Here is a 12,989-nt window from a genome sequence, read left to right as displayed (position 1 = left end):
GTAGGCGATCGTGGCGAACGGCCGCCCCGCCGCCACGCGGGCGCTCACCGGCTCGGCGATGGCGTAGCAGCGCGGCGGGGCCGTATCGCGGAACGCGGCCCAGCTTTCGTACAGCCCCAGCGTCTCCCGCGCGGGCGCTGCGCCGGTGGTGACGGCAAGGATCAGCAATGGCAGCGAAAGTCGCACGAAAAGGCCCATTCCCGCTCCATCGGGGCTTTGTGGCGGCGATGCAACACCCGGCGGGCGATCCGGCTTCGTTCATGCAGCCGACAGGATCACCATGCGCTTGGAGCGGCCCCGCCCCGTGCGGCGCGACCATCATCGAACGGAGTTCAACATGCGTAATCTCACCCTCGCCCTGATCGCGGCGACGACCGTGGCCACCCCGGCGCTGGCGCAGGAAGCGCCGTTCACCGGCGCCCGCGTCGAAGGCATCGTCGGCTGGGATCGCATCGGCGCCAACGGCGGGCATGACGACGACGTCAACTACGGCGTCGCCGGCGGCTACGACGTGCAGCGCGGCGGCCTGCTGGTCGGCCTCGAAGGCGAATTCGCCGATTCGAACGTGAAGGCATGTGCCGGCGCCCAGACCGCGCTCAACCCGCGCCTGTGCGCCAAGGCCGCGCGCGACCTGTACGTCGGCGGCCGTGTCGGCACCGTGGTGGGGAGCAACGTCCTGCTCTACGCCAAGGCCGGCTATACCAATGCTCGCTTCAAGCTGACCTCGGACAACGGGACGACCGAGACGACGCTCGATCGCGGCAACTTCGACGGCGTGCGCGTCGGCGCGGGTGCGGAATATGCGATCGGGCCGAACAGCTATGTGAAGGCCGAGTATCGCTACTCGAACTACGAGGACGGCCTGTCGCGCAACCAGGTCGTCGGCGGCTTCGGCTTCCGCTTCTGATCCGAGCGGGGCGGGCGGGGCCATAGGCCTTGCCCGCCCTTCTCGCCTCTGGTTGAACGGACGGATGCGGGCGTTCGTCAAATCGGTGCTGGTCGGATCGCTCGCGCCTGCCGTGCCGTTGATGCTCATCACCTCCTTCGTCGGGTTCAGTGTCGCCATGCACGGAGGCTTGCTGACCGGGCTTTATCTGGCGACGCTGCCCTTCATCATCGCACTTCCCATCGTCCTGACGTGCAGCCTCCTGATCGGCCTGCCATTCACCGCGCTGCTTCGCAGGGCCGGACGGGAGAGCGCGACGGCCTACATAATCGGCGGCGGGATCGCGGGCTTGTCGGTTCCCGTCATGTGCATGATGCTCATCGGCGACAATATCCAGACCTACTGGCTTGGCCTGCTCGGTGGTTTCAGCGGTACCGTCACCGGCCGGACATGGTGGGTGAGCGGACGCGAGTCGACACTCTTCGCCGACATAGACTCGTGAGGAAATCCGCTGGCCTCCTTTTGCTCCCGCGCTATAACGCCCGTCCGCGCGCATACGGGGCGGTAAGACTGGGGACGACATGAAGGCGACGATCGAGCGGGCGACACTCCTGAAATGCCTCAGCCACGTGCAGTCGGTGGTCGAACGGCGCAACACCATCCCCATCCTGTCGAACGTGCTGATCGAGGCCTCGGCCGATGGCGCGCTCAAGCTGATGGCGACCGATCTCGACCTGCAGGTGGTGGATACCGCCGCCGCCACGGTCGACACGCCCGGCGCCACCACCGTTTCGGCCCACACCCTGTTCGATATCGCGCGCAAGCTGCCGGAGGGATCGCAGGTGCAGATCACCGCGGCGGACGGCAAGATGCTGATCGTGGCCGGCCGCGCGCGCTTCAACCTTTCCACCCTGCCGCGCGACGACTTCCCCGTGATCGCCGAGGGCGAGCTGCCGACGAAGTTCGAGCTGCCCTGCGCCACGCTGAAGCAGATCATCGACAAGACCCGCTTCGCCATCTCCACCGAGGAGACGCGCTATTATCTGAACGGCATCTTCCTGCACGTGGCGGAGGCCGATGGCACCCCGGTACTGAAGGCGGCCGCGACCGATGGTCACCGCCTCGCCCGCGTCACCGTGCCGCGCCCGGAAGGGGCCGAGGGGATGCCCGACGTGATCGTGCCGCGCAAATGCGTGGCCGAACTGCGCAAGCTGCTGGACGAGGTGGACGGCACGATCGAGGTTTCGCTCTCCCCCACCAAGATCCGCTTCGATCTGGGCACCGCGATCCTCACCTCCAAGCTGATCGACGGCACCTTCCCCGATTATTCGCGCGTCATTCCGACCGGCAACGACAAGCTGCTCAAGCTCGACCCCAAGAGCTTCATGCAGGGTGTCGACCGCGTGGCGACCATCGCCAGCGAGAAGACGCGGGCGGTGAAGATGGCGCTGGAGCGAGACCGCATCACGCTGTCCGTCACCAGCCCGGAGAACGGCACGGCGGCGGAGGAAGTGCCCGGCGCCTACACTTCGACGGAATTCGAGATCGGTTTCAACGCGCGGTATCTGATGGACATCCTCGGCCAGATCGAGGGTGATTCGGTGGAGGTCCACCTCGCCGACGCCGCCGCCCCCACCCTGATCCGCGAGAACGACACCGCGCCGGCGCTGTACGTGCTGATGCCGATGCGGGTCTGAATCCAGCCCTTTACACCGCGCCGGCCGGACCGGCGCGGTGACGATCGGAGACGTGGCTCCGGCAACCGCCGGCCGTTGCCCCTCGTGAACGGCACTGCGCCTTCGACGGGACGTGCAAGATCAGGCGAACGCACGTTCCAGACCGACAGCTCGGGTGCGGCACCAGCCGAACCTCCGCTCGCCACCCCGCCCGATCAGGTGCCCGGCGTGAGCGCCCTGATCCGAGCGACCAGCGCCTCCGGGGATACCGGCGGGCCGGGCAGCGCGATCGTCTCCGGTGGGATGCGGACCGTTTCCAGCCCGCGCAATTCGTAGATGCCCTTCCATTCCAGCGGCGTCCCCAGCGTCACCAGCCGACTGAGCAGGCGCACGGCGCGCGCCACGAACGGGCCGGCCTCCTCGAAGAGTGTGAGCACGCCGCCGCCCTCGGCAAGGATCACCTCGGCCGCCTTGCCGATCGATCGCAGTTCCGGCGCGCCGGTGGCCACCAGTTCGTCGCCGCCCTCGATCGTCACGCCCTTGCCGGCCGTCATCCGGTAGACCGTCCCGCTGACGCCGGCCACCGACCGGGTACCCACGGGCCTGGCGACGAGATTGTCGAGCGCGGGGGAGATGGCCGGGATCGGCTCGTCCAGCTCCAGCCTCGGCGTTCCGGTTTTCTGCAACGCGCGGGAGAGGTCCATCAGGCTGACGGTCTGCAAGCCATCGTCGAACTCTCCGACGATGAAGGCGTGGCCGCCCATCACCACCACCCGCACCTCCCCGCCCGGCTGTGCAAAGCTGGCATCGCCGTTGTCGGCGATCTCGACGATCAGCGGCGTCTTCTCCTCCGCGATCCGGTAGCTGGCGCGGACCCCCGCCTCGGCCTGCGCGCCGCCGATCAGCAGCGCCATGAGGGCCATCGCCCGCATCGTCATTTCGCCTTCCCCGGCACCAGCGCGCGCATCTTCGTCAGCAGCGTCTCGTAGGTGACGGGCGCGTCGGGCAGCGCCACGCGCGCGGGCGGGATCGTCCCCTGCTCCACCTTCTGCAAGGTGAAGCGCCCGGCGGACGACAGCGGCGTGCCGAGCGCGAAGATCACCCGCGTCTCGGCGATCAGCTCGCCCGCGCCGGCGCCCAGCAGCGGCGCGGCGGGGATCATCGCGGCGTTCATGAAACCTTCCAGCGCGCGGCCGACCGGGCGCAGCGCGGGATCGTCGCTCGCCACCACCTCGATCGTGGCGTCGGGTTTCTCATGATCGAGGCCGGCGACGGCGTAGACCGTGCCGCGCTGCCCGCCCACGGTGCGGCTGCCCTGCGCCGTGCTGCGGATCGTGGCCTTCGGTGCGGGCGGGCCGGCGGCGGCGAGGACATCGCCGAAGATCGCGCCGCCGAGAGTCGGGCCGAGCGTGCCGTCGATGGCGCGGGCGATGTCGGCGATGCGCGCCACCGTCCATTCGCCCGGCTTGCCGCCGACCATGTAGAATTGCCCGCCCACCAGCAGGCCGTAATCGTCCCCGCCGGCCTCGCCCACCCGCGCGTCGCCATTGTCCGCCACCTCCACCACCAGCGGGTTCGCCTCGCCCGGCGTGGCATAGGTGGCGCGCACGCCGGCGGTGGCCGGGGCTGCGGCCAGCAGGGCGAAAGCGAAGGCGAGGACGTGGCGCATGGGTGTCTCCGGGTGAAGCAACAGACCTTAGGCCCGCCCGCCCGCGCGGCAAGGGGTGGCGCGCGGCGGCCAGCCGGCTAGGGAGGAGCGATGGCCGTCACCCGCCTCCGCCTCACCGATTTCCGCTCCTACCCCGATGCCGCGATCGAGGCGGGGCCGGGGCTGGTGATCCTGACCGGGGAGAATGGCGCGGGCAAGACGAACCTGCTCGAAGCCGTCTCGCTGCTCGCCCCCGGGCGCGGGTTGCGGCAGGCGACCCTCTCGGAGATGGCGCGCGGGCACGGGCCGGGCGGCTTTGCGGTGGCGGCGCAGCTGGCGTTGCCGGCGGGCGCGATCGAGATCGGCACCGGCACGCTCGCCACCGCGCCCGAACGGCGGCAGGTGCGGATCAACGGCGCGGGGGCCGCCGCCAATGCGCTCGGCGAATGGCTGGCGCTGCTGTGGCTCACCCCCGCGATGGACCGGTTGTTCGGCGAGGGCGCGAGCGGGCGGCGGCGCTTCCTCGACAGGCTGGTGCTGGCGCTGGAGCCGGGCCACGGCCAGCACGCCGCCCGCTACGAGGCGGCGATGCGCGCGCGCAACAAGCTGCTGGCCGAGCCGGAGGGGGCAGATCCCGCGTGGCTCGCGGCGCTGGAGGCGGGCATGGCCGAGCATGGCGCGGCCGTCGCCGCCGCGCGCGACCGTACGGTGGCGGCGCTTGCGGCACGGCTGGCCGGACAGCCCGCCGGCCCGTTCGCGCGCGCCGGGCTGGCGATCGAAGGCTGGCGCCCGGCCCCGAACGCGCACGCCGCGCTCGCCGCCGACCTGCGCGCCGGGCGTGGCCGCGATGCCGCCGCCGGGCGCACGCTGGCCGGCCCGCACCGCAGCGATCTGGCCGTCACGCATCTGGACAAGGCGCAGGCAGCCGGCCGTTGCTCCACCGGCGAGCAGAAGGCGCTGCTGCTCGGCATCGTGCTGGCCCACGCCGATCTGGTGGCCGAGGCGAGCGGGCGGCGGCCGATCCTGCTGCTGGACGAGGTCGCCGCCCACCTCGACCCGCTGCGCCGCGCCGCGTTGTTCGATCGGCTGGCGGCGGCCGGCGGGCAGGTGTGGATGACGGGGACGGAAGCCGCCCTGTTCGACGGGATCGGCGCGAAGGCGACGCGCCTGACGGTATCGGGCGGGGCTGTGATGGAAGGCGGCTGATCCCTCCCGCTTGCGCTGGCACAGGGGTGCTACGGCACCCCCAAAACGCTTTCGTTCCGCCCCCCGAATCCCTATATGCCGCCGATGGCAAGCACTCCCCAGACGAACGATTACGGCGCCGATTCGATCAAGGTTCTGAAAGGCCTCGATGCGGTCCGCAAGCGCCCCGGCATGTATATCGGCGATACCGACGACGGCTCCGGCCTGCACCACATGGTGTTCGAGGTATCGGACAACGCGATCGACGAGGCGCTGGCCGGCCATTGCGACCGGATCGAGATCACGCTCAACCCCGACGGCTCGGTCTCGGTGGAGGACAACGGCCGCGGCATCCCCACCGGCATCCACAGCGAGGAGGGCGTTTCCGCCGCCGAGGTCATCATGACCCAGCTTCATGCCGGCGGAAAATTCGATAACGCCAGCGACAGCAACGCCTACAAGGTGTCGGGCGGCCTCCACGGCGTCGGCGTGTCGGTGGTGAACGCGCTGTCCGACGTGCTCGATCTCACGATCTGGCGCGACGGGGAGGAGCATACCATGCAGTTCCGTCGCGGCGATGCCGTGGCGCCGCTGCGCGTGGTCGGCCCGGCCAACGGCAAGAAGGGCACGCGCGTCACCTTCACGCCCAGCGCCGACACGTTCAAGATCACCGACTTCGATTTCGACAAGCTGGAGCATCGCTACCGCGAGCTGGCGTTCCTCAATTCGGGCGTGCGCCTGTTCCTGATCGACGCGCGCCATGCCGAGCGCCGCGAGGTGGAACTGTTCTACGAGGGGGGCACCGCCGCCTTCGTGAAATATCTCGATCGCGCCAAGACCTCGCTGATGCCGGAGCCGATCATGGTCCACGGCCAGCGCGACGACGTGGGCATCGACGTCGCGCTGGAATGGAACGACAGCTATTACGAGCAGGTCCTGCCGTTCACCAACAACATCCCGCAGCGCGACGGCGGCACGCATCTGGCCGCATTCCGCGCCGCGCTGACCCGCACGATCAATAACTATGCCGAAAAGTCCGGCCTCCTGAAGAAGGAGAAGGTGACGCTGACCGGCGACGACATGCGCGAGGGGTTGACCGCGATCGTCTCGGTAAAACTGCCCGACCCGAAATTCTCATCGCAGACCAAGGACAAGCTCGTCTCGTCCGAGGTGCGCCAGCCGCTGGAATCGCTGATCGCCGACAAGCTGGCGGAGTGGCTGGAGGAGAACCCCGCGCACGGCAAGTCGATCGTGCAGAAGGTGATCGACGCCGCCGCCGCGCGCGAGGCCGCCAAGAAGGCCCGTGAACTCACCCGCCGCAAGGGGGTGATGGACATCGCCTCGCTGCCCGGCAAGCTGGCCGACTGTCAGGAGCGCGACCCCGCCAAGTCCGAACTGTTCCTCGTCGAGGGTGACTCGGCCGGCGGATCGGCCAAGCAGGGGCGCGACCGCCAGTATCAGGCGATCCTCCCACTCAAGGGCAAGATCCTGAACGTGGAACGCGCGCGGTTCGACCGGATGCTGTCTTCCAAGGAAGTCGGCACGCTGATCCAGGCGATGGGCACCGGCATCGGCCGCGACGACTTCAACATCGCCAAGCTGCGCTACCACAAGATCGTCATCATGACGGATGCCGACGTGGACGGCGCGCATATCCGCACGCTGCTGCTGACGTTCTTCTATCGCCAGATGCCGGAAATCATCACCGGCGGACATCTCTACATCGCCCAGCCGCCGCTGTACAAAGTCGCCAAGGGCCGGTCCGAGGTCTATCTGAAGGACAATAACGCGCTCGACGAGTATCTCGTCGATGCCGGCGTCGGGCTGATGGTGCTGGAAAGCGCCGAGGGCACGCGATCGGGCGCGGACCTGCGCTCGCTGGTCGATCACGCGCGGCGGATGCGGACGCTGATGGCCTATGCGCCGCGCCGCTACGATGCGGCGCTGGTGGAGGCGCTGGCGCTGCTCGGCGCGCTCGATCCGGCCAACCGCGATCGCGACGCCTCGGCGGCGGCGGTGGCGGCATGGGCGGGCCGCGCCGATCTGGAGGCCAGCTGGTCCGGCTCGGCGACCGACGACGGCGGCTATCACTTCCGCCGGATGTGGCGCGGGGTCGCCGATCATCACGTGATCGACGGCGCGTTCGTCGCCTCGGCCGAGGCGCGCAAGCTGCACGCGCTGGCGGCCGAACAGGCCGAAAGCTACGCCCGCCCCGCCCGCCTCGTGACGCTCAAGGCCGCGGACAAGCCGGCGGAGGGCGACGACGCCCCGCCGGTCGATACGCGCGGCAAGCCGGTAACGCGCCCGTCCGAACTGCTCGACGCGATCCTCGCCGCCGGGCGCAAGGGGCTGGCGATCTCGCGCTACAAGGGTCTGGGCGAGATGAACGCGGAACAGTTGTGGGAAACCACGCTCGATCCGGCCAACCGCGCAATGCTGCAGGTGGAGGTCGCGCAGGCCGATGTGGCGGACGAAATCTTCACGCGCCTGATGGGCGACGTGGTGGAGCCGCGCCGCGAATTCATCCAGGAAAACGCGCTGTCGGTGGCGAACCTCGACGTCTGATCGAGCGTGAGGGGCGGGCGACAACCATGCCGCCCGCCTCACGACCTTACGGGTTGCCGTGCCCGCCATGCGCGCCCACTGCCGTGCCGGTGGAAAAGCTCGCCGTATCTTCGGCCAACGCCACGTACAGCCCCGCCAGTTCGGCCGGCTGGCCCGCGCGCCCGAGCGGCGTATCCTGCCCGAATTCGCCCAGCTTGCCCGGCAACTGACCGCCTGCCACCTGCAACGGCGTCCAGATCGGGCCGGGGGCGACCATGTTCACGCGGATGCCCTTCTTCGCCAGTTGCTTGGCCAGCCCCTTGGTGAAGATCAGGATCGCGCCCTTGGTGGAGGCGTAGTCGAGCAGTTCCTCGCCCGGATCATAGGAATTGACCGAACCGGTGTTGATGATGACCGCGCCTGCCGGCAGCGACGGGATCGCCGCCTTGCTGATGCGGAAGATGGCGAAGATGTTCGTCTCGAACGTGCGGACGAACTGCTCGTCGCTGATCTCGCTGATGTCCACCTTGCTCTGCTGGTAGGCGGCGTTGTTGACGAGGATGTCGAGGCCGCCCAGCCCCTTCACCGCATCGGCCACCACCTTTTCGCACGCGCGCTGGGTGCGGATGTCGGCGGGGATCAGCACCGCCTTGCGCCCGGCCTGGCGAATCAGGTCCGCCACCTCGCGCGCGTCCGGCTCCTCGGTGGGGTAATAGTTGATCGCCACGTCCGCCCCCTCGCGGGCGAAGGCGATCGCGGCGGCGCGGCCGATGCCGCTGTCCCCGCCCGTCACCAGCGCCCTGCGCCCGGCGAGCCGGCCTGAACCACGGTAGCTCGTCTCGCCGCAATCGGGCCGGGGCGTCATCTTGGATTGCAGCGCCGGCCACGGCTGGCGCTGCTCGGGGAAGGGCGTGCTGGTATATTTGGTGCGTGGATCGCGCAGCGGCACCGGCGGTGTCGCCGGGGATGTCCCGCCGGCCGCCATCGCCGCCCCGCCCTGCGCCAGTGCCGGCCCGGCGGCAGCCGCCAGCCCGATCGCCGCCCCGCCGAGTATCGCCCTGCGCGATGTGCCTTCGTCTACCATTGGTCGCCTCCGGATCGTCGCCGCCGCATGGCGGGTGTGCCGACCCAGAACCGTCGATGCGCCGGTTAAGTTCATACGGCGGCGGGTTAATCCGCGAACGCGGCGGCGGCCGGGCCGACGCCGCGTTCGCCGGCGGATCAGTCGAGCGCCGCCTTCACCGCGCGCTGCTTGCCCGGTTCGAGATGCGCGGAGAGCGCTCTTAGCGCTTCCAGCGCCGCCTTGTTGATCCGCTCCGCCGTGACCGGGGCGGGGCGGCCGTCGTGGATCCGCAGCCACAGTTCGATGATCCAGGCGGGATCATTGTCGTGGATCAGGCGGATGGGGTCGGGTCGGGTGGCCATGGGGTCTGTCTCCGATGGATGCTGCGACGCGCATCCTTCGTGCCCTGCCCGATGCCCGCGCGCAGTGGCGCGCGTCACACCCTGGAGAGGATCAGGCGATCGCGTTCCAGGCGGTCGCGATCTCGGCCACCAGCTTGCGGGCCTCGTCGCTCGGCGCCATGTCGTTCTCTCGCGCGGCGCGGATCAGCAGGCGCTTGGTTTCGGCATAGATCGTCACCATCAGCCGGGCGATCTCGCCGCCCTGCTCGAAATCGAGGCCCGATTCCAGCCCGCCGACGATGGCCAGCGCCTTCGACTGGCTCTCGCCCCGGCGCACGATGTCGCCCACGCGGATCGCCTGGCCCATCGTGGCGATCGACACGAGCAGTTCCTCGTACAGGATCGCCACCAGCCGGTGCGGCGAGGCGCCTTCCACGCGGGTGGAAACGTCGATCTGGCGATACTGCGCGCCTGCGCGGCCATAGCTTCCGAACGGCTTGTACATGATTTTCCCCTCATGGCCGCGAACCGCGCCGCCATGCTCTGTCAGTTAGGTTTACGGTCGATCGGACGGCAGTTTTAGCTGTCGTTGGTCCACAGCTTGATCTGCTGGTCCAGATAGCTCTGGGTGGCCTTGTAGGCCGCCACGCGCGTGTCCATCGTGCCGAACGAGGTGGACAGGCGGTTGCTGTAGGCGGGCACCCCCTCCTCCCTCTTTAGCCCTGCATCGGGGATGGGGGTGGTTTCCTTCTTGGCCGCCGCCTGCGCGGTGGCGAGCGCGCCGTCCGTACCGCGCAGCGAATCGCGGATCGCCTTCAGCGCGCCGCCGATGCCGGCATCGATGGTGATGGTGGCGCTCGCCACGTCGCCGCTCACGTTCAGCACGAGGCCGGCGGCGGGCGAGGAGGCGGACGCGATCAGGCTGGTGCCGGAGACGAGCGCCGGGAACCCCGCGATCGTGCCGGCCAGCGGCGAGGTGGTGACGTTCTCGATCTTGTAGCTGCCGGGTGCGGTGCGCCCCACCACACTGCCGATCTTCAGCAGCGGGCTGCTGCTCGTCTGCGTCGGGTTGAACAGCGCCTCCACCCCGTCCGGGTCGCTGGCGAGCATCGAGTTCAGCTTGGCGGTATCGAGCGCGAGCGAGCCGTCGCGGTTGGTGCTCACGCCGATCTCGGCCAGCGTCTTCGGCCCAGTGCCGCTGCCACCCAGCACGGTGGAGGTCAGCTTGCTCAACTGCCGCTGCATGTCGCGGATGCCATAGTCGCCGCGCAGCGGGCCGCCGCCGCTGCCATCCGCCGCGCGTGATGCCGTCGCCTCGTCGAGGATCGACTTCAGCGCGTTGTACGTGTCGACGAAATCGGTGACGGCGTTGGTGATCGCGGTGGTCGGGCGGGTGGTGCCCAGCGTCACCGTGGTGCCCTCGGCCGCCTTTTTCAGGTCCAGCTTCACGCCGGGCACGAGGTCGGAGATGCTGTTGGTCGCCCGCGTCACCTCCACCCCGTCGTACACGATCGTCGCATCCTGCGGCTTTTGCGCAAGGCTCGTCGGGTTGCTCGTCGCGGCGGCATCGTAGGTGAAGCGGCCGAGGCCGTCGGCGGCGGCATCGGTGGTGACGGTGAACGCCTTGGCCGCGCCGGTGGCGCTTTTCACCACCAGCCGGGCGCCCTTGCTGTCCTGCACCACGCTGGCGGCCAGGCCCGCACCCGCGCCGCTGATCTTCTTGGCCAGATCGTCCAGCGTGTCGGTCTCGCTCGTCGTGATGTCGAACGTGCCGTTGGCGGTCGTCAGCGTCAGTGTACCCGCCCCCACGGTGGCGGTGTTCCCGCCGAGGTTGCCGGAGACGACCGTCTGCGCCTGCGCCAGCTGCTTGATCTCCAGCGTGGCCGAGAGGTTGCCGATCCGCGCGCCCGCGATGGCGCTGGCCGAGACGATCGACGTGTCCGACGAATTGGGCTGGGTGAACAAGGTGCCGCCCGAAATCAGCGCGGTGAGCGAGGTGGAGAAGGTATCGATCCCGCTGACCGCACTGGCCAGCGACGATATCTTGGCGGTGTTGGTCGTCTCGCGCTTCTTGATCGCAGCTTCCTTGGGCTCCTTCACGGCAGCCGTCAGCTTCTCGACGATCGACGTCGTATCGAGGCCCGATCCCACGCCCAGCGATGATGCGATTGAAGTCATGGTCGGTCACCCCGTTTCATGGCTGTTAACGGCATCGCACGGGCGGCCTTAAGGATTTGGGTGACATCCGGCGTCATCACGCGCGCCGCCACCCCGGCCCCGTGCCGGGGTCCACCGGGCCGCGATCGGTGCACAATCGACGACACGGCACGGTTACACCCAGCTGCACCCCGGCACGGGGCGGGGATGACGGGGAGGCACCGCTCACCCATCCGGGTGCCCGTCCTCGTCGAACCTTGCGCCCTTCGGCACGTCGATGTCGGGCCGCACCGGCATGTCCGTACCGCCGGCCATCGCCGCATCCAGGTTGAAGACGAAGGCGATCACCGTCGCCACCGCCAGATACAGGTCGTCGCGGATCACCTGCCCCGTGCGGGTAGTGAAGTAGAGCGCGCGTGCCAGTTGCGGATAGCCGAGCATCGGCACCGCCAGCTCGTCGGCCAGTTCGCGGATGGCGTCCGCCGTGGCGCCACGCCCGCGCGCCACCACCGTCGGGGCGGCATCCACGCCGGGCCGATAGCGCAGCGCGACGGCGAAATGCGTCGGGTTGGTCAGCACCACGGTGGCGTCCGACACCGCCTGCCGCGCCGAGCCCTTCAGCACCTCATGCTGGCGGCGGCGGATCTGCGCCTTCAGTTCGGGGCTGCCCTCGCTCTGCTTGTGCTCGTCCTTCACCTCCTGCTTGCTCATCCGCAGGCGGCCGCCGCGCCGGATGATCTGGGTGGGGATATCCACCCCCGCGATCAGCGCCAGCGCCAGCGCCATCACCAGCACCGCCATCACGAAGCTCTGGCCGAGATCGCCCAGCGCCGCGACGAGATCCTGCTGGCCCAGCGTCACCAGCCGGTCCGCCTGCCCCGCCAGCAGCCACCACGCCACCCCGCCGAGCAACGCGACCTTGGCGATCGACTTGCCGAGCTCCATCAGCCCGTTCAGCCCGAACATTCGGCCAAGGCCGCTGATCGGGTTCATCTTGTCCGGCTTGAAACCCATCGCGCTCCAGCGGAAGCCGAGCGAGCCGAGGATCGCGGGCGTGCCGATCGCCGCCACCAGCGTGATCGCGAACAACGTGGCCAGCGGCATCACCACCGCCGCCCCCAGCCGCCAGAACGCCTCCGCCGGGTCGAACGTACGCAGCGAATTGGCATCGAAGCGCAGCCCGTCCGCCAGCATGTCGCGCAGCGCGCCCACCAGCCACGGCCCGGCCAGCACCATCCACGCAGCGCCACCCAGCACCACCATCGCGGTGCCCAGATCCTTGGACTGGAGGACATCGCCCTTCTCGACCGCGTCGCGCTTGCGCTTGTCGGTCGGGTCTTCGGTTTTCTCGCCGCCCTCGGATTCAGCCATGGGGTTTGATCCCCCACCCCATCCCCTTGTCGCGAGCGAAGTCGAGGGACTTCTTCGAGCGCAGCCGAGAAGCCCCGGCCGGACGTTTCAATGCCCGCCCGGCCCCTCGACTTCGCTC

Annotated in this window: 12 protein-coding genes and 1 pseudogene; 5 read left to right on the top strand and 8 right to left on the bottom strand. The window is 69.3% G+C overall.

Annotated features, from left to right (window positions below):
* Positions 1-198, bottom strand: a pseudogene (locus FOY91_RS12950) (hypothetical protein); the annotation flags it as partial.
* A gap of 139 nt (positions 199-337) precedes the next feature.
* Between FOY91_RS12950 and FOY91_RS12945 the strand changes: the two are divergent.
* The 3 genes from FOY91_RS12945 (at position 338) to dnaN (ending at position 2,583) form a co-directional block, all read left to right on the top strand.
* Complete coding sequence (locus FOY91_RS12945) at positions 338-907, top strand: outer membrane protein (protein WP_145152540.1); 570 nt, start codon at positions 338-340, stop codon at positions 905-907.
* Between the two features lie 64 nt (positions 908-971).
* Positions 972-1,388 carry a hypothetical protein gene (locus tag FOY91_RS12940; protein ID WP_145152537.1) on the top strand — a complete coding sequence of 139 codons (417 nt, stop codon included), beginning with the start codon at positions 972-974 and terminating at the stop codon, positions 1,386-1,388.
* A gap of 79 nt (positions 1,389-1,467) precedes the next feature.
* A complete protein-coding gene (gene dnaN / locus FOY91_RS12935; protein WP_145152534.1) occupies positions 1,468-2,583 on the top strand; it encodes a DNA polymerase III subunit beta in 1,116 nt (371 codons plus the stop codon).
* Between the two features lie 194 nt (positions 2,584-2,777).
* Here the strand turns inward: dnaN and FOY91_RS12930 are convergent, their stop codons facing one another.
* Entirely contained in the window at positions 2,778-3,500 is a 723-nt protein-coding gene (locus FOY91_RS12930) for a hypothetical protein (protein WP_162527226.1), read from the bottom strand.
* Positions 3,497-4,231 (bottom strand): hypothetical protein, encoded by a 735-nt coding sequence (locus FOY91_RS12925; RefSeq protein WP_145152530.1) that lies wholly within the window; start codon positions 4,229-4,231, stop codon positions 3,497-3,499. The genes FOY91_RS12930 and FOY91_RS12925 overlap by 4 nt, the downstream gene beginning before the upstream one ends.
* 90 nt (positions 4,232-4,321) lie before the next feature.
* Between FOY91_RS12925 and recF the strand changes: the two genes are divergently transcribed.
* Together recF and gyrB are read left to right on the top strand one after the other, a co-directional pair.
* Positions 4,322-5,416 (top strand): DNA replication/repair protein RecF, encoded by a 1,095-nt coding sequence (gene recF / locus FOY91_RS12920; protein WP_145152528.1) that lies wholly within the window; start codon positions 4,322-4,324, stop codon positions 5,414-5,416.
* Between the two features lie 84 nt (positions 5,417-5,500).
* Complete coding sequence (gene gyrB, locus FOY91_RS12915; protein ID WP_145152525.1) at positions 5,501-7,960, top strand: DNA topoisomerase (ATP-hydrolyzing) subunit B; 2,460 nt, start codon at positions 5,501-5,503, stop codon at positions 7,958-7,960.
* 46 nt (positions 7,961-8,006) lie between these two features.
* Here gyrB and FOY91_RS12910 read toward each other — a convergent pair whose 3' ends face one another.
* From FOY91_RS12910 to FOY91_RS12890, 5 genes are all read right to left on the bottom strand, one after another.
* Positions 8,007-9,023: an SDR family oxidoreductase gene (locus FOY91_RS12910; protein WP_145152522.1), complete on the bottom strand. Its 1,017-nt coding sequence runs from the start codon at positions 9,021-9,023 to the stop codon at positions 8,007-8,009.
* Between the two features lie 137 nt (positions 9,024-9,160).
* Positions 9,161-9,364: a hypothetical protein gene (locus FOY91_RS12905; RefSeq protein ID WP_145152520.1), complete on the bottom strand. Its 204-nt coding sequence runs from the start codon at positions 9,362-9,364 to the stop codon at positions 9,161-9,163.
* 91 nt (positions 9,365-9,455) lie between these two features.
* On the bottom strand, positions 9,456-9,848 hold the full coding sequence (gene fliS, locus FOY91_RS12900; RefSeq protein ID WP_145152517.1) for a flagellar export chaperone FliS: 393 nt from the start codon (positions 9,846-9,848) through the stop codon (positions 9,456-9,458).
* A gap of 74 nt (positions 9,849-9,922) precedes the next feature.
* Positions 9,923-11,521, bottom strand: coding sequence for a flagellar filament capping protein FliD (gene fliD, locus FOY91_RS12895; RefSeq protein WP_145152514.1), 1,599 nt, complete (start codon positions 11,519-11,521; stop codon positions 9,923-9,925).
* A gap of 204 nt (positions 11,522-11,725) precedes the next feature.
* On the bottom strand, positions 11,726-12,871 hold the full coding sequence (locus FOY91_RS12890; protein WP_145152511.1) for an EscU/YscU/HrcU family type III secretion system export apparatus switch protein: 1,146 nt from the start codon (positions 12,869-12,871) through the stop codon (positions 11,726-11,728).
* Positions 12,872-12,989 lie beyond the last annotated feature (118 nt).

Origin of the sequence: Alterirhizorhabdus solaris, from assembly GCF_007785815.1 — a bacterium.
Taxonomy (GTDB): Bacteria; Pseudomonadota; Alphaproteobacteria; order Sphingomonadales; family Sphingomonadaceae; genus Alterirhizorhabdus; species Alterirhizorhabdus solaris.
The sequence above is the reverse complement of the archived record's forward strand: the minus strand, read 5'-3'. Positions and strand labels throughout refer to the sequence as shown.